The sequence below is a fragment of the Paenibacillus sp. FSL F4-0122 genome (genome assembly GCF_038002845.1).
In the GTDB taxonomy this organism is placed as follows: Bacteria; Bacillota; Bacilli; order Paenibacillales; family Paenibacillaceae; genus Paenibacillus_AQ; species Paenibacillus_AQ odorifer.
In genome coordinates this window covers 2,621,347-2,643,933 of the sequence record NZ_JBBODI010000001.1, presented here as the reverse complement: position 1 = coordinate 2,643,933, position 22,587 = coordinate 2,621,347, and the positions used below count along the sequence as shown (strand labels likewise).

Here is a 22,587-nt window from a genome sequence, read left to right as displayed (position 1 = left end):
TTGCTTACATCTTTTAATTATTGTAGTAATATAAGCTTTAACAGAAATTATCTCTCAACATTCTCCCTGATTAGGTTATATATACTGACATCCGTTAATCAAACTATAGTCATTTCGAATTTTCGTTGCATTAGACACTTTGTCTAATTTCAAAACTGTATTTTTTACGTGTGAGAATAGGCTGAGAATAACAGGGCATTAACCGAAGGCCAGAGCGCAGAAGATCGAGGGGGAGTAACTATGGACTGGGAGCTTGTATTAACCATTCGTGACGCTTTAAAAAGACCACTATTCGCAGAAGCCGAGGTGATCGGCGGGAAAAGCGGCCTAAGCCGTGCCATTCGCTGGGTGCATGTGCTGGAAAGTGCCAACTTCGAGACTCTGATTCATGGCGAAGAAATGATTTTGACTACGGGGATTGGTGCAAGTGTCGATCTCCCTTCCTCCTTGGAGTTTATGCAGAACCTGATCGACAAAAATGCAGCTTGCCTATGTATTGAGTTAGGTACGTATTTCAGCACCATCCCGCAAGAGATGATCGAATTAGCCGATAGGCATGACTTTCCGCTAATCATCTTCACCCGCACGGTTCGTTTCGTAGATATCACGCTGGATCTTCATTCGATTATCATCAACCGGCATCACCGGATGCTCCAAGAACTTGAAAAAATCTCACGTGAATTCCACCGTCTGACCTTAACTTCACAAGGAACGCTGAAAGTGCTGCAATTATTGTGCAAAAGCACCCGCACACAAATTGTCTATATGCAGCTGCAAGGCAAACCCTTATTTTTCCCGGCCCTTTCGCCGGAAGAGCAGGCTCCATTGCTGAATTTTTTCACCGCCTTCGGCGACGAGCTGGAAGGAATTCAACCTGACGCTGCCCCCTATATCCGGGAATATGGACAGAAGACCATCGCGCTCAAGCCTGTAGGTGCGCTGGATCAGACCTGGGCTTACATTCTGATGGTATGCAATCACAAACCACAGGAATTCGACTGTCTGCTGCTGGATTCCGCCTCTTTGTCCATTGCTCAGGAGCTGCTGCGAACCCGGTATATGGAGGAGCGCAAGCTTTTTTCAGAAAATCTATGGGTCGACGAGCTGATCAACGGCCGCATCGAAGATGATAACCGCTTAAAGGGCCTGATCGACTCTAATTTCAATGTGGTCAACGAGCTTCCTTACCGTGTATGCCTTATAGAGATCAAGAACCCCAGAGATGTAAAATGGAACAGCTCGGAGAACGAATGGGAGTCCATCACCTTCCACCTTTCGCTCATCCTGCGTTCCATCTTTGAGAAATATTCTTTACGTCCGCTGATCACCCTTAAGAACAATCGCCTCACCGTCATCGCCCTCGACATCCAATCAAAAATGCCTGGCAAAATGCGACTTCAACAAGCACTTGAAGCCCTGCAGAACATCCGCTCCGATGAGAAGCTCAAGGATTTGCAGCTCGTCATTGGAGTCAGCAAATCGCATAAGCGCCTAAAACGAGCCTATTCCGGTTATCAGGAAGCCCTACAGGCATTATCGTTATACTCCTGTTACCAGAAGTCATTACTCTTCTATGAAGAGCTGGGTGTATTCCAGTTGCTGTTGAGCTTAAATGACGGAAAAACGTTACAGAACTTCATTCGCAGTTATCTCGGCCCGCTAATCGACCACGACCAAACCAAAGGCAGCGAGCTGCTGCTTACCCTTCGTGTTTATCTGGATCATGATGGTTCCAAACAAATTGCCGCTCGAAACTTATTCATTGTCAGACAGTCACTTTATTATCGCCTGGACAAAATAACAGAGCTACTGGGTGAAGACTTCATGCAGCCAGAGAATCGCATCTCCATTCAAGTCGCCCTGCGCGCTTACCAATTTCTATATCCAGACAAAATCACTTTACCTAGCCCCCGTTCAGCACAGATTTAAAGGTATCGATAATAAATTCTATATCTTTATCCGTGGAGGATAACGGCGGGGCGAAGGTAAGCACATTGTTGAACCCAGCTACGGTATCGCCATTTTTGCCGATGATAAGCCCCTTGGACTTACATTCGGCAATAATTCCTTTCACAATATTCAGATCAACCGGCTTCTTACTGACCTTGTCTTCAACCAGCTCAACCCCTGTCACCAAACCAAAGCTGCGGACATCACCTACAAGCTTGTGATCAAGCAGCTCGGTAAATTCTGTATTTATTCTTTTACCTAAAAGATCCGCACGTTCCACCAGCTTCTCCTGCTCGATAATCTCCAGATTACGCAGCGCCAGCGCACAGGAGGCAGGGTTGCCACCAAAAGTATTCACATGGCGAAAATGGCCATAGTCATCGCTATTGTCCTTAAATACCTCATAGATATCCTTACGAACAGCAGTCGCGGATAAAGGAAGATAAGCGCTAGTCAGTCCCTTAGCCATCGTTACGATGTCAGGCTTCACATTAAAGTTGTGATGACCAAACTTACGTCCAGAACGTCCGAATCCACAAATCACCTCATCCATAATGAGCAACACACCGTGCTTACGGCAGATTTCCTGCACCCGATCCAAATAAACCTGATGCGGTACAATGACGCCACCACCCGTAATTACAGGCTCCATAATCACCGCAGCTACCGTCTCCACGCCTTCCCAGATGATCATATCCTCTATGGACTGTGCACACTGGAGGTTGAATTCTTCCACAGTCATCCCGGCCGGGCGGCGATAGCTGTCCGGGGGAGCTACATGCAGAAACCCACCCGCCAGCGGTTCATATTTATATTTGCGCTGGGCCTGGCCTGTTGCAGATAATGCACCAAGCGAACTGCCGTGATATCCACGATAACGGGCAATGAATTTATGGCGATAATGCTGGCCGATTTGCTGCTGGTACTGGCGTGCCATTTTGAAAGCAGCCTCATTGGCTTCCGATCCACTATTGGAAAAGAAGATCACGTAGTCGTCTCCGAGCCATTCATTCAGCTTCTCCGCCAGCGCAATCGCCGGGAGATGACTTTGTGTCAGAGGAAAATAAGGCAGGGTCAGCAACTGATTGTAAGCAGCTTCCGCCAGCTCCTTGCGCCCGTATCCCACATTTACACACCATAAGCCAGACATCCCATCCAAAAATCGATTGCCCTGTATATCCGTAATCCACGACCCACTCGCCGAGGCGGCAATCATAGGCGGATTCTTTTCACTATAAGGCGTAATGTTGTGCCATAAATATTCCTGATCCTTCTTCACCGCAAGCTCGCTATCGTTCCCCAGACTCTGCATAACATTTTCTCCTCTCAGCAGCTCATTTTCTCTAATAACGGGCAGTGATCATCTTTTTACGCGTATAGAACTCCACCCCATCACGCCCATTGGCATGCAGGTCTCCATAGAACGATTTCTTATAACCCGAGAAGGGGAAAAATGCCATGGGCGCAGGCACGCCCAGATTCACACCCAACATCCCTGCATCAATTTCTTCCCGAAATTCACGAACCGCCTTTGCACTGTCTGTATAAATACAAGCCCCATTCGCGAATGGGGACTGATTCGTTACCCCAATCGCTTCACTCAGACTTTTCACACGAATCACTGACAATACCGGTGCAAAAATCTCATCCTTCCAGATGGTCATTCCCGGCTGTACATGATCAAATATCGTCGGCCCGATAAAATAACCCGCACCACCCGTAGCAGCATCCTTCCGCCCGTCTCTCACAAGCTTGGCTGCCTCAGCTTCACCAGTCTCAATGTAATAAAGCGTCCGCTCCTTATTCGACTGGCGAATTACCGGACCCAAAAACACCCCGTCATCGGCGCCATTACCAATCTTAAGCTCATCCGCAGCCGCAGCCAGACGGTTCACTAGCTCGTCAGCGATATCCTCATGAACCACTACGACCGAGCAAGCCATACACCGCTCACCTGCCGAGCCAAAGGAGGCCGCAATGATATTTTTGACCGCATTGTCCAGCTCCGCATCAGGCAGCACAATCGAGTGATTCTTAGCGCCTGCCAATGCCTGAACCCGCTTCCCTTGCGCCGTCCCTGCCTTATATACATATTCCGCAACCGGCTGCGAACCCACGAACGAAATCGCCTTCACTTCATCATGCTCCAGCAGCCCATTCACAACCTCGTGTGCCCCATGTACCACATTCAGCACGCCAGGCGGGAAACCCGCTTCGGCAAATAGCTCGGCTAACCGATTAACCAGTAACGGCGTACGCTCGGAAGGCTTTAGCACAAAGGTATTTCCACAAGCAATGGCAAGCGGAAACATCCAGCAAGGAACCATCATCGGAAAGTTAAACGGGGCAATTCCCCCGATAACACCCAATGGATAGCGGTACATCCCGGATTCAATTCCGGTAGCAATGTCCGGGAGCTGGCTGCCCATCATCAACGTGGGGATGCCTGCGGCAAATTCCACACACTCAATTCCACGCTGCACCTCACCTTGCGCCTCTTCCAGACTTTTGCCATTCTCCAGCGTGATCAGCTCGGCCAGCTCATGCCAATGCTTCACCAGCAGCTGTTGATATTGGAAAAAGTAGCGGGCACGACGCGGCACAGCGACCCTTTTCCACACTTGAAATGCCACTGCAGCCGCATCTACCGCTGCACCCAGCTCTTCCCTACTGGAAATAGGCACATAGGCAATCACTTCACCCGTCGCCGGATTATATACCTCTTCATCTCGCCCGGACGACGATTCTACCCAAGCTCCATTCACATAATTCTTAACTCTTTCAGCCTGCGTTACTAGGAGAGACATAGCTCGCACCTCTTTCTCTGTTTCAGATGCACTGATGGACTGCTGATTATAATAGATGACCGCCAGATCAGGCGGCCATCCACTGTAACATTTGAGCTCAACTGGTTATTTTGCCGCCATTTCTACGATTTCGTTCGTGTAAGCCTCATCTACCTTAACCGGTTCTTTAATGACACCAAATTTAAGCGAAATATCAGCAGTTTGCTGGAACGCCGCCGCATCGGTATATCCCATCTTGGCACTGTCAAAGCCTTCAGGTAGAATCAGCTTGGCAACCTCAGTCATCATTGTCAGCTGATGTTCCTTCGTTGTACTGCCGTCTTCCGCTTGCTTCATCACACTGTCCACTGCGGCTGCAGGATCAGCAATTGCATCTTTCCAGCCCTTCAGGGAGGCACGTACAAACTTTGCCGCAGTCTCTTTGTTCTCCGCAAGCCATTCCTTATTGGCGAACAAGTTATCCTCAAGCATCGCAACGCCTTCCGTATTCATGTCGATGACATTCAGATCCTCAGCCTTAATGCCTGACTCCAACACTACTTGGTACTCGTTATAGGTCATCGCTGAGGCCGCATCGATCTGATCGCCCAAGAACTGATCCATCGTGAACCCTTGCTTCGTAAAGCTCAGATCCTTATTCGGATCGAACTTATATTTATCGAATAACGCTAATAGTTCAAACTCGTTGCCGCCCATCCAGTTGCCTACTTTTTTACCCTTAAGATCAGCGGCTGAGTTGATGCCCGCCGATTTTTTGGAAACCAGGACCAATCCGCTCTTTTGATAGATTTGCGCGATCTGCACCAGCGGCATTCCCTCTTCAAGACTCGGCAGCAAGCTGGCTACCCAACCCACACCGATATCTGCGGAGCCGCCTGCCACTTGCTGTTCCGGAACGATATCAGGCCCACCCGGCAGAATTTCTACATCCAAGCCTTCTTCCTTGTAATATCCTTTATCCTGCGCCACAAAATACCCAGCGAATTGTGCCTGCGGCACCCATTTCAGCTGTAGCTTCACTGTAACTGGATCAGCAGCCGGTTCAGTAGCAGCACTTGCGTCAGGAGCTGCTGATACTTCAGGGGCAGTCGTAGCTTTAGCTGCCGAGTTATTATTGTTGCCACCGCAACCCGCCATTAAAGAAACACTCAACATCATCACGATTGCCAACAAACCACCACGAAATTTGCGTTTTTTCCCGTTCATCAACCGAACTCCCCCTATCGTAATTTAAGTTTGTAACAAGCACAGTATGGACAAGCATCGTGGTGCGTTTATGCATACAGCCGCGGGCGGTTTCTCTTTTCCATTCCCACTATGGCCGGATGTAATGAGGGTGAGATTAAGTACGCTGCGAAGGATGCCACTTAATGAATACTTTCTCCAGCCGCTCAACCACTAAATAGAAGAGCACGCCTGCAATTGCAGCCAGCACAATACAGGACCAGCCCAGTGGCATTTTGGCAACTTTAATGGAATTGGAGAGCAGATATCCAAGCCCCTTTGAGGAGAAAAAGAATTCCCCAACAATGGCGCCAATCATACTGGCAGTAGCATTAATCTTCAGTGCTGTAAATACATAGGGCAGACTGCTCTGAATCCGCAGATAACGGAACACTGCCGGTTTACCTGCCGCATAAGAATGCATCAGATCCAGCGCCAATGGATCAATCGCCGCCATGCCCTTATAGGCGTTGATCGCCATCGCTGCCATTGTAGTTGCTGTTACTATGGCAATTCGTGAGCCTACCCCATCTCCAAACCACAGATTCATGATGGGCGCGAGGGCGACGATGGGCACAGCATTTAGGGCGGCAACCAGCGTCAAGCTTCCACTCCCCCAGCGCGGCCAAGCCGTAGCGACTAAAGCGATCAGGAAGCCGATAGCAGAACCAACCAACATTCCCAGCACAGCTTCAGCAAGCGTGTATCCGGTATAGGACAACAACAAGCTGAAATTATCTCGCATAGTTTCGGCGATGGCTGTAGGCAGCGGGAGTTGATATTTTTTCAGATCAAAGATCTTATGAAAGAATTGAAATTCCCATAGTGCAAGAAATAACAGACCTGCCAGTACAGGCAGCAGCACCCCTGCACTAAATATCCTCTTCAGCATTCGTGAGCCGCCTCGACTCGCCGTAGCTTCCGCAGGTTTCGGAACGGCTACAGCATTCTTTTGTGTAGCCGTTAGCGCCGGCTGAGCCATTTCTTTACCAGTAGAGCCTATAAACGTGGTCTCCCGAACGGAGTTAGTTTCCATTAGCGGCTGCCTCCTTTCGGACGATATTCAGGCTGCCAAGGCGTTACCAGACGTTCTATCAGACTGATTAACCAGTAGCTTACGATCCCCAGCAAGGCACCCACAATCACCGTAGACCAGAACATATAGGTGTGAGAGCTTCCATAATAGAGATTGCGCAGCATAATTACACCAATGCCATGCTGGGCACCCATAAGCTCCACCAGAATAGCTCCAGTCACAGCAAGTGGGGCAGCTATCTTAAGTCCACCGAACAAACCCGGCAAAGCCGCTGGGAATCTGAGCTTCCAATAGACCGCCCAAGGTTTAGCCGCGTAAGAATGCATCAATTCGAGCGCTGATGGATCTACACTCCGCAAGCCGCGCAGCATGTTCAGAGCCACCGGGAAAAAGGTGATATATCCCGAAATAATAATCCGCGAGGTCTGCTCATCGCGCACAATCCCGTAGATGATGGGTGCCAACCCCAGAATCGGAATCATCTGCGAGGCAATAGCATAAGGAAAAGTTAATTGCTCTATTGTCTTCGACAAGCTCATCAGCACCGCCAATGAGGCACCTGCTACCGCTCCAATCAGGAAGCCAACGCCAGCATTACCGAAGGTCGCAGCCCCCTCCTTCAAGAGCGTGCCTCCATACTGCCATAAGGTAGCTAACACCTCATGAACATATGGCAGCTTGGACTGTGCTAACGGCGTCTCCACCACATGGAGCAACATCCAGGAAGTCCCTTCCCAGACTAGCAGCAGGCCAAAAATCCAGACGAACAACGGCAGCAGACGACCTCGCACAAAGATACTGCCCCCTTTCATCACTACACCCCTTCGAAGCTGTCGCGAATACGTGCGATCAGTTCGAAAAACTCTGGGTTATTTCTCATTTCCGCCGTTCGCGGACGTGGCAGAGGAATTTCGACCACAGCGGACAAGCGACCTGGATGCGGGGAAAGAACAAACACCCGGTCAGAGAGGAATATAGATTCAGGAATACTATGAGTTACAAAAACAATTGTGTTCTGCACTTTACTCCAGACAGACAATAGCTCTTCATTCAATCGCTCACGCGTAAATTCATCCAGCGCTGAGAACGGCTCATCCATGAGCAGAATTTCCGGCTCCATCGATAGCGCTCTGGCAATCGCTACACGCTGCTGCATCCCGCCGCTGAGCTGCCACGGATATTTATCCGCAAAGCTCTGCAGCCCCACCAGATCAAGAAGCTCCATCGCCTTTTCCTCACGGATTGACTTCTTTACCCCCATCAGCTCCAGTGGCAAAGTGATGTTATGCTTCACTTTCCGCCAGTCGTATAACACTGGACTTTGAAAAACAATGCCATATTTTTGCGCCAGCCTGGCTTCTCTGGCACTTTTCCCAGCTACCACAATGTTCCCGCCTGTTGGTGCTATGAGATCGGCCATCAGTCTAAGCAGCGTCGTTTTGCCACATCCGGAAGGTCCGAGCAGGGAGACGAACTCCCCTTTGGCAATATCAAGACTCACCTGATGCAGGGCAAGCACTTCCGCAGCTTCTGTCCGATAACGCATTTCAACATTCTCCAGCTGAATCTCAGGAATATTTGTCGCTAGTGATGACATCCTCAGCCCCCCTTTTCAAAATAAGCCATGTTTATAATGTTATATAAACTGACGTAATATAGATAAGATCAAGAAAACTTCTATCGCATGTAGTATTAACTAACATGTTACACGCTGCTCACTGGACTCTCACTAGACAATTAGTAAAATAGCTCCTGTTAAATTGCGTCATTTTGTCTAGGAGACATTTTTTTGACTACAAACCCGAAGTATTTTTTTTATATCCGTAGATATGTGGTAATATTTATCCATATCTTTCCTCGGCAGGTGACAATAGACCCATGGGATCTATAATCTCGAACTATATTGTAATTGTTGCTATATCAGGTGTGCTGAGCGTCTTATTAGCCCTTTTCGCCTATTATAAAAAAACTGATTTCTTAGGAATCAGGGCTTTTGTTATAAGCTCCTTTACCTCTGCTATTTACACCTTCGGCTTCGCATTAGAGTTATCGGGGAAAACCCTGGAGGAAATCAGCTTCTGGATTAAGTTAGAATATCTGGGGATGCCCTTCATTGCGCCAGCTAGTCTAATCATGGTGATCCATTTCGTTGGGCTGGAGACGCTGTTTAAAAAAGGCATACGGGCGGCGTTATTTATCATTCCGTTCATTACAACGCTGCTGGTTTGGACCAATGATTACCATCATCTCTTCTATAAATCCATTTATTTACGGGAAAATACGCCCACCCCACTCGTTGATGTTGTGATGGGACCTTGGTATATCGTTCACGGCAGCTTTACTTTTGGCTGTCTGCTGGCAGCCATTTGCCTCATGATATGGCAGTGGAACCGGATGAAGCGGGTATACCGCAGGCAGATCATCACAATAATAATCGGGTTAAGCCTTCCAACACTTGGCTCTTTTTTGTATCTGATGGGCTTGACTCCTTACGGAATGGATCCCGTCCCGATCATTATGAGCCTGACCTCCTCCCTATATATTTGGGCTATTTTATCCCGGGGCATGTTAACGGCTGCGCCTATTGCTCGTGAGAATCTCTTCGAGAGCATGCGGGAGGGAGTGCTTGTCACCGACCGCTCGGACATGCTCGTCGATTACAATCGTGCAGCCGCGGATATGATAGAGGGGCTCAACTCCTCATCGATTGGCAAACCGCTAGCGCAATTGTTTCTTAACGCAGGCAAAGACGCCTTGTCCTATGTGATGGACGCCGAGCCGCTGTTGCGCGAAGAACGGGAAGTGGCTTGGAACAAAGCAGAGGAGGTCTGCTATTATCAAATCCGCTCCTCTCCGGTACAAAAACAAGAGGGGCACATAGCAGGACAGATGATCATGCTGATTGACGTGACTGAACGAATACTGCTTCAGGAGAAGCTGCGCCAATTGGCTACGATGGACAGCCTAACCGGTATCTATAACCGCTCCTATTTTTTGGAGCTGAGTCGAGCTCTCCTTGCCCGGTCCGCCAGCCTGCGAAGTTCATTATCTATGATTTTGCTGGATGTGGACTTCTTCAAGAGCATTAATGACCGCTATGGACATCAATACGGAGATCAAGCTCTCCAGCATATTGTCCAAGTGTGCAGCAGACATCTGCGGGAGGGAGATCTCTTTGGCCGTTATGGTGGCGAGGAATTTGTAATCTGTCTGCCAGAGACGTCGCTTAAGCAAGCTGCATTGCTCTGCGAAACTATCCGCGCGGATATTGAACAAAGCACCTTATATACCGTCATCGGGCCCATTAATGTGACCGCAAGCTTTGGAGTTGTGGAGGCCCTAAATCCAGAGGCCACTCTAGAAGAGCTGCTATCTGAAGCCGACCATGCTCTGTATAGCTCTAAACGGAATGGACGCAACGCTGTGCATCTCTCCCAAAGGTCAGAAATCATTCTTTTCAAACCTGTTTAATGACAATCATGTCCCTTCCTGCGCATTCAACAACTGGCCTTATTTTTCATAGTCTGTTTTTAAGTTTAATAAGAGTTATCTGAAAAACTAATCAGAGTGTTGAGAGTAAAATTTGCTTGATGGGATATGGAGGCGTAAGAAATAATGAGGAACCATACAATGATGCAGTTTTTTGAATGGCATGTTGCTGCGGACGGGAAACACTGGGATCGCTTAAAAGAAACTGCACCCGCGCTAAAAGCCGTAGGCATTGATTCTGTTTGGGTACCTCCTGTGACAAAGGCCGTCTCCGCAGAAGATACAGGCTATGGCGTGTATGATCTATATGATCTGGGCGAATATGACCAAAAAGGTACGGTACGCACCAAATATGGCACCAAACAAGCACTGATCAACGCAATTTCGGAATGTCAAAAGAATGGCATCGCCGTTTACGTTGATTTGGTCATGAATCATAAGGCAGGCGCGGATGAAAAGGAAGTATTCCAAGTCATCGAGGTCGACCCCAATGATCGGATGAAAGAAATTTCGAAACCTTTCGAGATTGAGGGCTGGACAAAATTCACCTTCCCTGGCCGCGGAAATGAACACTCTGCCTTTAAGTGGAATCACAATCATTTTAACGGCACTGACTTTGACGCCAAAAAAGAGCGAACCGGCGTATTCCGTATAGTAGGCGAGAATAAAGCGTGGAATCAGAATGTTGACGACGAGTTCGGAAACTATGATTATCTAATGTTCGCTAATATTGATTACAGCCATCCCGAAGTCAAAAAAGAAATGATCCAATGGGGAAAATGGCTGGTGGACACCCTCCACTGCAGCGGCTTCCGCTTGGACGCCATCAAACATATCAACCATGAGTTTGTTAAAGAATTCGCGGTAGAGATGTTTAATAAATGCGAGAAGGACTTCTATATCGTCGGTGAATTCTGGAATTCCGACTTAGAGTCCTGCCGACAATTTCTGAATACCGTCGATTATAAAATAGACCTCTTCGATGTATCCCTTCACTACAAGCTGCATTCAGCTTCTTTGGAGGGCAGAAACTATGATCTGACTAAAATTCTTGATGACACACTGGTGCAGACCCATCCCACCAATGCTGTAACCTTCGTTGACAATCATGATTCTCAGCCTCACGAAGCCCTGGAATCCTGGGTAGATGATTGGTTCAAGCAAAGTGCTTACGCGCTTATCCTGCTGCGACGGGATGGATATCCTGTGGTCTTTTACGGGGATTATTATGGGATCGAAGGACCAACACCTGTAGCAGGTAAAAAAGATGCGATTGACCCTCTGCTGTATACCCGCTATCACAAAGCTTATGGTGAACAGAAGGATTATTTCGATCATCCTAACACGATTGGCTGGACACGGCTCGGCGTGGAGGATATTGAACACTCCGGTTGTGCGGTGGTGATCAGTAATGGTGAGAATGGCCAGAAGAGAATGTTCGTAGGAGAACATCGCGCCGGTGAAGCATGGGTGGATTTCACCCATAACCATAAAGCCACCATAACCATTGAAAAAGATGGTTGGGCGACCTTCCCGGTCAATGGCGGCAGCGTCTCCGTCTGGGCTCTGCCGGATGCAGAAGCTGACAAGAAGTAAATCACTTGTACCTGATTAAAAAGGTGCCCAACGCCGTTTGGCGTTGGGCACCTTTTTTTAGTTATTCGCTTTATGCTCCGGATGTCGGGATACAAGCCTCACCAGATCCAGCGTTAAGACGGGTAATGTTAGGGACGCTGGATAAGCCAAGTAACGCGGCTCCCACTCTGGATTGAACTTTTCCTTGTAACGACGCAATCTGGCAAAACCGTAACCATGCCCATGCCCACCTCTATTAAACACTTGATGAGCCAGCTTCTCCTCCTTCAGAGCTCCGGGGTCCTGCCCCCCACTGGATGATAGAGGAGTGTTGCCTAGATTAAATCGCCGATACCCCTTGGACTTCGCCCATTCCAGCATACAAACCAATAAATAATCCACTGTCCCGTTTGGCACATTCTTCCCCTGGCGCAACAAATCTACGGACAGAGTCAATCCTTGATCATACCCTGGGATAATAGAAGCAAATGCCAGTATTGTACCTTTGGTGTTCCGCACCACCACAATGGGAGCCAGTTGCAGATAGTCGACCTTAAACCAGCCTAACGAATAACCCTTTTCCGCTCGGCCATTCAACCACTCGTCCGATATCGTTCGCAGTTCTCTCAGCAAACTATCAGCATGCGGCGCTTCTGTAATTTCAACAATCATGCCTTCCCGTTCAAAACGATCGCTTACCCGTTGCAGATCACCATTCTTCAGATCACTGAGTGCAAAGTTATCAAGGCTTATCACTGCCTCTTCACCCAGCTTAAAAAAGCGATAGCCCTGCTCTTGATAGACCGATAAAAAAGCAGGTGAAGCTTGATAGAAAACTACAACCAGACCATACTGATCTGCAGCTTGTCTAAATTCACTGATGGCTTCATTTATTAAGCTTCTCTCTCCTAGCGGATCACCCAGCACAACGAGCTTATCCCTAACTCTGGCGAAAGCGAGCAGCACTTTATCGTTCTGAGCCCAGAAGAAGCCCTTATCACCCAAAAATAACGTATGCGTTAAGGTATTGCCTTGAACTCCATCTAGAAAATGTTTCAGCTTAGCTACATCCAAGGTCCCGAACAGCTCGTTCTCCTTATGATGGGGCCTGAGGTTTACCCACATTATGAGCAGTACCCAAGACAAGACCAATCCTCCCACTGCCGTAAATGCAACATGACTATATCGCTGCAACCATTCAGGTTGCACACCCGGAGGCAGATGCTTCAGAAATCCACGATGTACATAACAGCCCATCAGATAGTAGCTTAGTGCAATTACTGAAGTGAGGGCAAACCACCGGATCGCGCTCTGCCTGCTGATTGGCGCACTAATCCGATAAAACCGCGATCTGGATATCCAAAGAATAAGCGCTACTATAAGTAGCAAAAGCGCCTCTTCATAATCAAACCCCTTAGTGACTGCAAACAATGATCCAATAAACAGAAGTATGCTAGTCCATACATATGCACTATGAACCCGCAATGTAATGCCCCGCGACAATAAAATCAGCATAAAACCAATAAGTACTGACAGATGATGAGATAGCTGCATTACCGGAAACGGCAATATTTCCTCCGTAATCTTCAACCTATACAGCAATCCGGGTACTGCTGTAGATAGTAAGAGAATAAGCCCGCTAGCTAGTACCAGCTTGCCAAGAGCCCACATCCCAAGATCGCTCAGAAAGGTATACTGACCCGGCCAGCCCCAGATCTTCTGCCATTTGTTAAGAGAGGGTTCGAACCCTGGAACTGAACGATCTTGATCCTTTTTTCCTTGCAGGCCAATTTCCAGTGCAGCCAGCACCAATCCGATCAACCAAGGAATGACATAATAAAACAATCGAAAGATGACAAGCACCGCCATCGCCTTATCGGTCTGGTAGCCAAGCTGTGTCAGCCCGAGCAAGGCAATAAGGTCAAATGCACCGATACCGCCGGGTGCCATACTCAAGATGCCGGCAATGGCAGCAATCGTAAATATACCAAAGATAGCTATAAAATGGACCTCATCCAAGAGATGGCTGCTGATGGTCCAAAACGTCACGCCAGCAAAGCTCCATTCCAGAAAGGAAGCACCGACGGAATTAACGACTGTAAGCCATGGTGTTCTACCTTTTCCCCGGTTAATCCATTTCGCATAAAGCGATGAGCGCTGTACAAACACAAAAACCGGCAAATAAAGCGCCATTCCCCATACTGCAAATACCAGCCAGCGATGTTCTTCCAGCAAAGCCGTTGCCGGGAGTAAACCAAAGATATTCGCCCATGAAAGTAGCGATAACCCGGTAATCATAAGCGGCGACAGAAATACAATGGCGGGCGTTAGCACGGAGGTCGGCACTCCGCTTTTTTTATACAGCAGCGTCCTTAAACCAACTCCAGCCAGTCCTGCAAACCCAATCAAATTATTAAATGTATTAGCAATCCATGCATACCGAAAGGTACTCCACAGCCCTACTTTTAAACGAAAATGTGCCCGAATCAAATAATCATAAGCACTCATAACAGCTACGGAAAGAAGTGCAAAACCAATCATTTGCAAAATAGCAGACGTAGGTACTCGCCTTAGTTCACGCATTATAAGTCCTAAATGAACCTGCTTCAGCTCATGTTGTCCCTCCCAGTATACGAACGCTATGATAGCCACTGGAAAAAGGGCTCTGACCGCCCGGATCCGATAGATAGATAAGATCAGTCTTACAATTTTGAATCTTTCTAATGTCTGTTGCTTTGAATGCATGAGCCCACCTGCCTTTACCGCTGACACACGTTGTGCTAGACAATTTTTACAACTAGTCCATTATAGCAATTCTTGGAATAGAAGACCCGTGATAATCAACACCTACTCTATTAGACTGCCAGCAAATCCCTAACCCCTGCAACAGTTAAAGATTTTTTGGGAAATGAGGATAAGCATAGTTAATATATTACGAAGCTGGACAGATCAATATGACGGAACTTTATTTTAGCGGTATCTTTCTAGTATTGGCCAACAATGTGATAAAAGAACATTTAAATTGTAGTCTAAACTTAAAAATACATAACAAAAAGGACATCCCTCACGGCAAAGGATGCCCTTTTTGTTATGTAACACGACTTAGTATGGTTTATACACGAATATCAAATCTGCCTTGGCTATTCGTTGTTGCGGTAGCGATCTCTTGCGGGCTTGCCGCAGCAAGCGCGTTGTTTGCAGGTTTGGCAGGTGCTTCTGCACTACTGCTTGCTGCGGAAGCACTGCTCTGCGACTTCTGGGAAATTTGTGCCTCGATTTGCTTGATCTGCTGCTCAATTTGTTTCGTTTTCGTTTCTTTGGTCTTCGCGTCATCCGAGCTGGCATCAATCTTGTCCAATTCGGCTTCCAGCTTCGCTTTTTGTTTCTCGAGCGCGCTGGTATCTGTAGTACTAGACGTCGAGGTGGTATACGATGTAGAACCTGAGACTGCGGATATACTCATAATCATCCCTCCCTTCCTTACCTCCAATATAATCCTTTTGCAGATAAGGAACGTTAAAACCCGCTGAAAGTTTGCTGAAAGTATTGCTCGCTTTCAAGGTTATAAGGATAAGCTGTTAGGAATTGGTGTTTCCCCGTCTGACCAACAGAAAATAAGACAGAATAGAGAGAACACCCGTACAGGCAATCACAATCGCCATCGGAAGTGCTGAGTCTACGCCCCCAAGGCCCACAAGCGGTGCTACACAGCTACCAAGCAGCAACGGTAACAGTCCGATTAAAGCCGAAGCACTGCCTGCGGCTTCTCCTTGGTCCTGCATTGCAAGTGAGAAGCTGGTTGCTCCGACAATCCCCACACTGGAGACAACGGCGAACAGACAGATTAGAATAGGGATCAGCCCTCCCCCTACCAGGATCGTAAGCAGCAGCAAGACACCCCCCGTTGTACAGAGCAGCAACCCGCTAAGCAGTAGCTTCGTCTCACTCACCTTACCAGCTAGTCTGCCGGCGATTTGACCTGTAATAATAATCCCAATCCCGTTCACAGCAAAGATCAAACTGTATACCTGCGGAGTAACCGCAAAAATATTTTGCAAAACAAAAGATGACCCTGAGATATAAGCGAACATAGACGCTGTAACAAAACCTTGGGACAAGGCATAACCCATAAACTTGCGGTTGCCAAGTAACACCTTAAAGGTAAGCAGAGTACCCTTCAACCCGCTCTTGGAGCGCCGCTCCTTCGGCAATGTCTCAGGCAAGCGCAGGAGAATCGTCAAGCAGAAGATAATTCCGGCAGCAAATAATACGAGGAATATCCCCTGCCATGTAGTCACTCTTAAGAGCTGTCCTCCAATGACTGGAGCCAAAATCGGACCCAGACCATTAACAATCATCAATAAAGAGAAAAATTTCGTTAGTTCAGAGCCACTATACAGATCACGCACAGCCGCCCTAGAGACAACTACACCCACTGAACCAGCAAGACCTTGAATAAACCGCAAAACAATTAAAAGTCCAATCGAAGGACTAAAAGCACATAGCACTGAGGAAACGGCATAGATGAACATCCCTATAAGCAGTGGACGGCGACGTCCATATACATCACTCAGTGGTCCAGCTACTAACTGACCTGAGGCCAGTCCCAATAAAAAGAAGGTGAGACTTAGCTGCACCAAAGCAGCCGTCGTACCGAAATCGTCGACAAGTGTAGGCAGCGCCGGCAAATACATATCAATCGATAACGGCCCAATGGTTGTAATGGAGCCCAGAATAACAGCAAGTTGCAATCTCTGCTTCCTAGAGGGTCCATCTACAGCAAGTTTATTAGCATTTTGCATTCCAATCATGATCCTTACGTCAACCTTTCTAAAGCAACCCGGGGGCCTTTTTTTGTATTCTTCATACTAACGTAAAGGAACTCAAATGATCAATCCTTTTATAAGGCCTCATTCGGGGCTAATAACTTAAAAATAACCGCCAAAAGGCGGTTATCCTAATTGTTTTATTCATTTTGAGATGCACTAAACCCCTGCAGCCAATCTTTGGCGGCTTCGGCTTCCGCCATACTCAAGCGGTGACCTTGGTTGCCCCAATGGGTTGTAACCTCAGCGCCTGCTTTCTGCAGAATCCCCTCTAGCTCCTGAGTTTCCGTAGATGTTATTAGCGGATCATTCGTACCTGCCCCAATAAAGATAGACACCCCTTCAAGAGAAGGAAGCTCCACATTGCGTAATGGCACCATCGGATGCAACAGCACTGCCGCGCGGAAAATGTCCTTATAATGAAACAGAAGGCTACCAGCAATGTTTGCACCGTTAGAGTAACCAACCGCTACCAGATTGTTGGCATCAAACCCGTATTTTTCTGCCACTTCATCCAGAAATTGCTTAATCTCATGGGTACGGAAAACTAAGTCCGCTTCATCGAACACTCCTTCTGCCAGCCGACGGAAGAATCGTGGCATGCCATTCTCCAGCACATTGCCCCGTATACCTAGCACCGATGAATCTGGGGATAACATCTCAGCCAGCGGCAGCAAATCCTGCTCATTACCACCTGTACCATGAAACAACACTAACGTAGGTTTAGTTATATCGTTACCTTTACGGAATACATGAATCATCCCTGCTTCACCTCAATTTCTCTTACTTGAATAGGCGTTAAGTTTTCTTCGATGGCCGCGCGATGCGGCTCAAACCAGGACGGCAGCATCAACTTTTCACCCAACGCATCTGGGGCTTCATCACGGGCAAAACCTGGAGGATCTGTAGCGATCTCGAACAGGATTCCTCCTCTTTCACGGAAATAGATCGCATTAAAATACTGACGGTCTTGAACGGGTGTAGGTCTATGCCCATGACTCTGTACATGGCGCGACCATTCCAGTTGCTCTGCATCATCCTTTGCCCGCCACGCGATGTGATGAACTGTCCCTGCACCTCCCGCTCCGAGCGGAACGGGTGATGTCTTCAAATCAATAATATTACCTAGCTCCCCGTTGGTTCTATACCGAGTATATCCATCTCCGTCAGCAATTTGTTCCATGCCCAGCGTATGAACAAGTGTCTCAGCTGTTTGCAACGGATTGCTGCTATACAGCACAGCCCCGCCAAAACCTTTGATCGCGTATTTAGTAGGAATCCCACCAAAGGACCACTTACTGAGCGGGCCTTCCTCACGTTCCACCAGTTCAATCCGCAGACCGTCGTAATCGGCAAAAGCTAAATAGGGTTCCGAGATCCGACTTCCTTTTGTAACCGAAATTCCGTATTCAGCAAGGCGTTGTTCCCAGAATTGCAGAGCACCAACCGGCACTGCGTAGATCGTTACGCCAACTTGACCACTGCCGATTCTGCCTCTACGCCCTACAGGTGAAGGGAAAAATGTAATAATCGTTCCCGGAGCACCCTGCTCATTCCCAAAGTATAAATGATAGACCTCTGGAGCATCAAAATTAATCGTTTTTTTCACGAGCCGTAGGCCCAGAATCCCGGCGTAGAAATCAACATTGCGCTGAGCGTCTCCGACAAAAGCTGTAATATGGTGTATTCCTGCAGTTTGAAGTGTCATTATTATAAACTCCCTTCTTAGTTAAAAAACAATGCATCTAAAGAAATCGAACCTGGTCCCGTAAGCGCCACACCTACCGCAAATACCAGAACCGTGAGCGGAAACTCAATCCCGTTCGAAGTGGACCAGAAACCATTTGGAGCATGAACCTTAACGATTGCCCCCAGCATCGTGGCAGCGATCAACACCGCTGCAACAGGCGTTAACAGTCCTGCCGCGAACATAAATCCGCCCACCAGCTCCATAATCCCTGCTAAAATCGCCATAGTCACACCCGGTTTGATTCCGATGGACTCCATCCAGCCTCCCGTACCCTTCGGACCGTAACCTCCGAACCATCCAAATAGCTTTTGTGCACCATGTCCTATAAACGCAAGCCCAATCACCAATCTCATTAATAACAGTCCTACACTTATCATTTTTACATTCCCCTATTCCTTTGATTTAATTATCTTAACATTAAGATATTGGATAAAAAAGAGCGCCCGGCGAACCGGAATAACCTATGGGCTGCTCTCTCTTCCCTCTTCTACCTACAGCTCGGTGGCGTTAAACGTATCGCCACCCCTAATCGTACCCGAGTTAAAACCTTTGTAGAACCAGCGTTTTCTCTGCTCTGAGGTACCGTGAGTGAAACTATCCGGCACTGCATAGCCCTGAGCCTGCTTCTGAATCGTATCATCGCCGACGGCGCTTGCAGCTGCCAGAGCTTCCTCTAAGTCGCCTTCCTCCAACAGATTCATGCCTTGAGCATGATTGGCCCAGACGCCGGCGAGATAATCAGCCTGCAGCTCAAAACGAACCTGATATTTGTTGTACTCCTTCTCACTCAACGTCTGACGAAGGGAATCGAGCTGTTTCGAGGTGCCTAGTAATGTCTGTACATGATGTCCAACCTCATGGGCAATAACATAAGCCATGGCGAAGTCGCCCGGCGCATGGAAGCGTTGCTGCAACTCATCATAAAAGCTCAGATCAATATATAGTTTGGCGTCACCCGGACAGTAGAACGGACCGACTGCCGAGGTCGCTGTTCCGCAAGCAGAGTCTACACTCCCACTGTATAGCACTAAGGTGGGGTCCGTATAGGTCATTCCCTGCTGCTGAAAAATCTCACCCCAAACCTCCTCTGTGTCGGCAAGAACTACCGATACAAACTCCGCAAGCTCTTGCTCCTCTGCGGTCTGTTCATAAGGGGCCGTTGAACTGGAGCCTGTGGAAGTCAAACTTCCCAGGATATCCCCGGCATTGCCTCCACTGAGTAACGTGATGACCAGGACAAGGATAATTCCTCCGATCCCGCCACCAATCATCTTGCCGCCGCCGCTCATGCCTCTGCGGTCCTCCACGTTCGAACTCCCTCTTCTTCCCTGCCATTTCATGGCCAAGCCCCCAGTCGAAATATCAGGTAATCTTAAGTAAATGGCTACCTGGCTTCGTTAAGTTAAATATCTTATTAGTGATATACCCAAAAAAGCAGGGTTTCACTTATACTTACTGGAGTTGGGAGAATGAGGATGGAGCCGAACTACTTCCAACCTTATAGAGGCGCCTAGTTATTCGTCATGTTCGCAGCGCCTACACACCTTTGCCAAGCTTTTTCATTAATTCGATAGCCTGGACTTTCTCTTCCTTATCTAATCCACCCATCAAATCATGAATTGAGGCTACATGACGAGGGAAAATCTCATCAAACAGTTCACGGCCTGCATCCGTAATCTCCGCATAAGTAACGCGGCGATCCTCGCTACAGGGTACACGTTTCAGCAGTCCCTTTTTCTCCAACTTGTCGATATTATAGGTAATGCTTCCGCTCGTAACGAGAATTTTCTCCCCGATCTGCTGCAGCGGAATCCGCGTTCTATGGTAAAGTACTTCAAGCACCATGAATTCAGCCGAAGCCAAGCCATAACTCTTCATATCCTTCACCGCATGATCCATTAGGCTCTTATAAGCCTTAGATAAGACTACGAACAATTTCAGTGAAGCGGCTTGTTCTTCGTCAGGTGCACTCTCTGTATTACGCAGATTTACTTGTTTATCACTCATCAATTCCACCTCCACTTCAATCAAACTTGTATTCAATCCATTTATTTGTCTTTACATTAAATATCTTTAAGTTAAGATAACTATACGACTTCCCATCCTCCTTGTCAACCTCATCGCTAAAAAAGTCACTTCCGTCTAGAGACCGGTAAGTTTCCTTTGACACTTTACAGGGAGTGATAAAAATCACCCCAAGTTTGACCTGACCTATAAAAGGGCGTATTCTTGTCTTTACGAATGACTCTTTAGTAAGCGATTTCAATACCCTAAAGGAGGCGACCTGATGAGTTCGTTCAATCCAACCCCTACCGAAGAAGCTATGGAAGGGCAGGCTGGAGCACGACGCGTGCTGATCGTGACAGCCGTAGACGCGGAGCGTGACGCGGTCCTGCGCGGCCTGCAAGGCAGCGACAGGTTCCATGTTATCGCTGCCGGCGCAGGGCCGGCAGCGGCGGCGGCGGGAACCGCCGCGGCACTCGCAGCCGGTTCTTACGGCTGCGTATTGAGCGTCGGGATCGGCGGCGGATTCCCGGGGCTGGCACCTTTAGGCTCGCTGGTTGTAGCCAGCGAGATGATTGCCGCCGACCTCGGGGCCGAGACGCCGGAGGGCTTCCGCAGCGCTGCCGAGCTCGGCTTCGGCAGCGTGTCCGTGCCGGCTGACTGCGGCACGGTGCAAGCGGTTTCGGCCGCGCTGGCAGCGGCCGGGTTACCCGTAAGCACGGGCACCGTGCTTACGGTCTCGACGGCGACCGGCACCGCGGAGACGGCCGCCGCCCATCTCGCGCGGCATCCCCATGCCGTCGCGGAAGCAATGGAAGGCCACGGAGTCGCCGTGGCCGCCCAGGCGCTGGGGCTCCCGGTACTGGAGCTCCGCGCCATCTCGAACCCGGTCGGTCCCCGCGACCGGGCCGCTTGGAAGATCGGTGATGCAATGGAAGCATTAACGGCGGCAGCCGCTATATTACTGGAGGTGCTGTAATGACAACTGAGCTTAATATCGCTTTTTCCCCTTGCCCTAACGATACCTTTGTATTTCATGCCTGGGCGCACGGGCTTGTCCCGAATGCACCTAAGCTGAATGTAACCTATGCCGACATTGATATTACCAATACGCTGGCCGCTGACGGAGAAGGACCAGAAGTCCTCAAAATCTCCTACGCTGCGCTGCCTTGGGTTCTGGAGCGGTACAAACTGCTGGCATGTGGCGGCGCTTTAGGTCGCGGCTGCGGCCCGCTGCTGCTTACAGCAAGTGGACCCCATGCGATCAAACGCCCAGAAAAGCTAGCCGGACGCCGGATTGCTGTGCCTAGCGAACGCTCTACGGCTTATTTGCTTTTCCGATTATGGGCAGCACAAAATGTAACTGGAGGCATCGGCGAAATAGTCGTAATGCCTTTCGATGAGATTATGCCTGCCGTACGGGATGGCCATATCGATGCGGGGCTGGTAATTCACGAAGCCCGCTTCACTTACGCCTCGTATGGTCTTAATATGCTGACTGATTTAGGCAGCTGGTGGGAAAGCGATACCGGACTGCCCATTCCACTCGGCGCTATCATTGCCCGCCGTGATTTAGATGCCGATGCTATCACTGGCTGGATTCGCAGCTCTCTTCAGTATGCGTGGGATCATCCTACGGATTCCAGAGACTATGTGCTTAGCCATGCTCAAGAGTTGGCTCCTGAAGTGGCTAAATCCCACATCGATCTCTACGTGAATGACTTCTCGATGAATCTGGGTGATGACGGCTATGCCGCAATCTCTGCCCTGCTTGATCGTGCTGCGGCAGAAGGACTTGTGCCTGCAATCGATCCAGCACTGCTTCGTTAGCATTTACCAGATAGTTTAACAATCCCCGGCCACACCTATAAGGTGTTCTCCGGGGATTTTATTTATTCCGCGTAACCTTCCAGCCAACCATTATTT

At 48.6% G+C, this 22,587-nt stretch carries 19 protein-coding genes; 5 read left to right on the top strand and 14 right to left on the bottom strand.

What is annotated here, in order from left to right; all coding sequences use genetic code 11:
- Positions 1–240 precede the first annotated feature (240 nt).
- Positions 241–1,929: a PucR family transcriptional regulator gene (locus MHH49_RS11320; RefSeq protein WP_341138139.1), complete on the top strand. Its 1,689-nt coding sequence runs from the start codon at positions 241–243 to the stop codon at positions 1,927–1,929.
- On the opposite strand, the gene MHH49_RS11315 is transcribed toward MHH49_RS11320, so the two are convergent.
- The 6 genes from MHH49_RS11315 to MHH49_RS11290 form a co-directional block, all read right to left on the bottom strand.
- Positions 1,904–3,262, bottom strand: a complete 1,359-nt coding sequence (locus MHH49_RS11315) for an aspartate aminotransferase family protein (protein ID WP_341138138.1) — start codon at positions 3,260–3,262, stop codon at positions 1,904–1,906. The two genes, MHH49_RS11320 and MHH49_RS11315, sit on opposite strands and share 26 nt — an antisense overlap.
- Before the next feature lie 31 nt (positions 3,263–3,293).
- On the bottom strand, positions 3,294–4,757 hold the full coding sequence (locus MHH49_RS11310) for a CoA-acylating methylmalonate-semialdehyde dehydrogenase (RefSeq protein ID WP_036682059.1): 1,464 nt from the start codon (positions 4,755–4,757) through the stop codon (positions 3,294–3,296).
- Between the two features lie 105 nt (positions 4,758–4,862).
- On the bottom strand, positions 4,863–5,963 hold the full coding sequence (locus tag MHH49_RS11305; RefSeq protein WP_341138137.1) for an ABC transporter substrate-binding protein: 1,101 nt from the start codon (positions 5,961–5,963) through the stop codon (positions 4,863–4,865).
- Between the two features lie 136 nt (positions 5,964–6,099).
- Positions 6,100–7,017 carry an ABC transporter permease gene (locus tag MHH49_RS11300; RefSeq protein ID WP_081384300.1) on the bottom strand — a complete coding sequence of 306 codons (918 nt, stop codon included), beginning with the start codon at positions 7,015–7,017 and terminating at the stop codon, positions 6,100–6,102.
- The gene (locus tag MHH49_RS11295; protein WP_051491222.1) at positions 7,017–7,829 is read right to left on the bottom strand and encodes an ABC transporter permease; all 813 of its coding nucleotides are present in this window, start codon (positions 7,827–7,829) and stop codon (positions 7,017–7,019) included. Before MHH49_RS11295 ends, MHH49_RS11300 begins: the two co-directional genes overlap by 1 nt.
- Before the next feature lie 2 nt (positions 7,830–7,831).
- A complete protein-coding gene (locus MHH49_RS11290) occupies positions 7,832–8,614 on the bottom strand; it encodes an ABC transporter ATP-binding protein (RefSeq protein ID WP_076099708.1) in 783 nt (260 codons plus the stop codon).
- A 281-nt stretch (positions 8,615–8,895) separates the two neighbouring features.
- Here MHH49_RS11290 and MHH49_RS11285 point away from each other — a divergent pair, with 281 nt between their 5' ends.
- Positions 8,896–10,488: a histidine kinase N-terminal 7TM domain-containing diguanylate cyclase gene (locus MHH49_RS11285; protein ID WP_036682063.1), complete on the top strand. Its 1,593-nt coding sequence runs from the start codon at positions 8,896–8,898 to the stop codon at positions 10,486–10,488.
- A 141-nt stretch (positions 10,489–10,629) separates the two neighbouring features.
- Positions 10,630–12,102 carry an alpha-amylase gene (locus MHH49_RS11280; protein WP_326047816.1) on the top strand — a complete coding sequence of 491 codons (1,473 nt, stop codon included), beginning with the start codon at positions 10,630–10,632 and terminating at the stop codon, positions 12,100–12,102.
- A gap of 57 nt (positions 12,103–12,159) precedes the next feature.
- Here the strand turns inward: MHH49_RS11280 and mprF are convergent, their stop codons facing one another.
- From mprF to MHH49_RS11240, 8 genes are all read right to left on the bottom strand, one after another.
- Complete coding sequence (gene mprF, locus MHH49_RS11275) at positions 12,160–14,826, bottom strand: bifunctional lysylphosphatidylglycerol flippase/synthetase MprF (protein ID WP_326047810.1); 2,667 nt, start codon at positions 14,824–14,826, stop codon at positions 12,160–12,162.
- A gap of 367 nt (positions 14,827–15,193) precedes the next feature.
- A complete protein-coding gene (locus tag MHH49_RS11270) occupies positions 15,194–15,544 on the bottom strand; it encodes a FlxA-like family protein (RefSeq protein ID WP_076099710.1) in 351 nt (116 codons plus the stop codon).
- A gap of 115 nt (positions 15,545–15,659) precedes the next feature.
- Entirely contained in the window at positions 15,660–16,883 is a 1,224-nt protein-coding gene (locus tag MHH49_RS11265; RefSeq protein WP_036682442.1) for a multidrug effflux MFS transporter, read from the bottom strand.
- A 164-nt stretch (positions 16,884–17,047) separates the two neighbouring features.
- Complete coding sequence (locus MHH49_RS11260) at positions 17,048–17,668, bottom strand: alpha/beta hydrolase (protein ID WP_326047811.1); 621 nt, start codon at positions 17,666–17,668, stop codon at positions 17,048–17,050.
- Positions 17,665–18,615 carry a ring-cleaving dioxygenase gene (locus MHH49_RS11255; protein WP_076297021.1) on the bottom strand — a complete coding sequence of 317 codons (951 nt, stop codon included), beginning with the start codon at positions 18,613–18,615 and terminating at the stop codon, positions 17,665–17,667. Before MHH49_RS11255 ends, MHH49_RS11260 begins: the two co-directional genes overlap by 4 nt.
- 17 nt (positions 18,616–18,632) lie before the next feature.
- Positions 18,633–19,034 carry a DoxX family protein gene (locus MHH49_RS11250; RefSeq protein WP_036682076.1) on the bottom strand — a complete coding sequence of 134 codons (402 nt, stop codon included), beginning with the start codon at positions 19,032–19,034 and terminating at the stop codon, positions 18,633–18,635.
- A gap of 114 nt (positions 19,035–19,148) precedes the next feature.
- Entirely contained in the window at positions 19,149–19,997 is an 849-nt protein-coding gene (gene ypfJ, locus MHH49_RS11245; protein WP_326047812.1) for a KPN_02809 family neutral zinc metallopeptidase, read from the bottom strand.
- Between the two features lie 196 nt (positions 19,998–20,193).
- Positions 20,194–20,664 (bottom strand): MarR family winged helix-turn-helix transcriptional regulator, encoded by a 471-nt coding sequence (locus MHH49_RS11240; protein WP_036682080.1) that lies wholly within the window; start codon positions 20,662–20,664, stop codon positions 20,194–20,196.
- A 280-nt stretch (positions 20,665–20,944) separates the two neighbouring features.
- Between MHH49_RS11240 and MHH49_RS11235 the strand changes: the two genes are divergently transcribed.
- Both MHH49_RS11235 and MHH49_RS11230 read left to right on the top strand, forming a co-directional pair.
- Entirely contained in the window at positions 20,945–21,640 is a 696-nt protein-coding gene (locus MHH49_RS11235; protein ID WP_341138136.1) for a futalosine hydrolase, read from the top strand.
- Positions 21,640–22,491, top strand: coding sequence for a 1,4-dihydroxy-6-naphthoate synthase (locus tag MHH49_RS11230; RefSeq protein WP_326046169.1), 852 nt, complete (start codon positions 21,640–21,642; stop codon positions 22,489–22,491). The genes MHH49_RS11235 and MHH49_RS11230 overlap by 1 nt, the downstream gene beginning before the upstream one ends.
- The last annotated feature ends 96 nt before the right edge of the window (positions 22,492–22,587 follow it).

Bases quoted from the DNA above. Each gene is read 5' to 3' on its own strand.
- MHH49_RS11320 (WP_341138139.1), top strand. From the start codon at position 241: ATGGACTGGGAGCTTGTATTAACCATTCGTGACGCTTTAAAAAGACCA.
- MHH49_RS11315 (WP_341138138.1), bottom strand. From the start codon at position 3,262: ATGCAGAGTCTGGGGAACGATAGCGAGCTTGCGGTGAAGAAGGATCAG.
- MHH49_RS11310 (WP_036682059.1), bottom strand. From the start codon at position 4,757: ATGTCTCTCCTAGTAACGCAGGCTGAAAGAGTTAAGAATTATGTGAAT.
- MHH49_RS11305 (WP_341138137.1), bottom strand. From the start codon at position 5,963: ATGAACGGGAAAAAACGCAAATTTCGTGGTGGTTTGTTGGCAATCGTG.
- MHH49_RS11300 (WP_081384300.1), bottom strand. From the start codon at position 7,017: ATGGAAACTAACTCCGTTCGGGAGACCACGTTTATAGGCTCTACTGGT.
- MHH49_RS11295 (WP_051491222.1), bottom strand. From the start codon at position 7,829: ATGAAAGGGGGCAGTATCTTTGTGCGAGGTCGTCTGCTGCCGTTGTTC.
- MHH49_RS11290 (WP_076099708.1), bottom strand. From the start codon at position 8,614: ATGTCATCACTAGCGACAAATATTCCTGAGATTCAGCTGGAGAATGTT.
- MHH49_RS11285 (WP_036682063.1), top strand. From the start codon at position 8,896: ATGGGATCTATAATCTCGAACTATATTGTAATTGTTGCTATATCAGGT.
- mprF (WP_326047810.1), bottom strand. From the start codon at position 14,826: ATGCATTCAAAGCAACAGACATTAGAAAGATTCAAAATTGTAAGACTG.
- MHH49_RS11270 (WP_076099710.1), bottom strand. From the start codon at position 15,544: ATGAGTATATCCGCAGTCTCAGGTTCTACATCGTATACCACCTCGACG.
- MHH49_RS11265 (WP_036682442.1), bottom strand. From the start codon at position 16,883: ATGCAAAATGCTAATAAACTTGCTGTAGATGGACCCTCTAGGAAGCAG.
- MHH49_RS11260 (WP_326047811.1), bottom strand. From the start codon at position 17,668: ATGATTCATGTATTCCGTAAAGGTAACGATATAACTAAACCTACGTTA.
- MHH49_RS11255 (WP_076297021.1), bottom strand. From the start codon at position 18,615: ATGACACTTCAAACTGCAGGAATACACCATATTACAGCTTTTGTCGGA.
- MHH49_RS11250 (WP_036682076.1), bottom strand. From the start codon at position 19,034: ATGATAAGTGTAGGACTGTTATTAATGAGATTGGTGATTGGGCTTGCG.
- ypfJ (WP_326047812.1), bottom strand. From the start codon at position 19,997: ATGAAATGGCAGGGAAGAAGAGGGAGTTCGAACGTGGAGGACCGCAGA.
- MHH49_RS11240 (WP_036682080.1), bottom strand. From the start codon at position 20,664: ATGAGTGATAAACAAGTAAATCTGCGTAATACAGAGAGTGCACCTGAC.
- MHH49_RS11235 (WP_341138136.1), top strand. From the start codon at position 20,945: ATGAGTTCGTTCAATCCAACCCCTACCGAAGAAGCTATGGAAGGGCAG.
- MHH49_RS11230 (WP_326046169.1), top strand. From the start codon at position 21,640: ATGACAACTGAGCTTAATATCGCTTTTTCCCCTTGCCCTAACGATACC.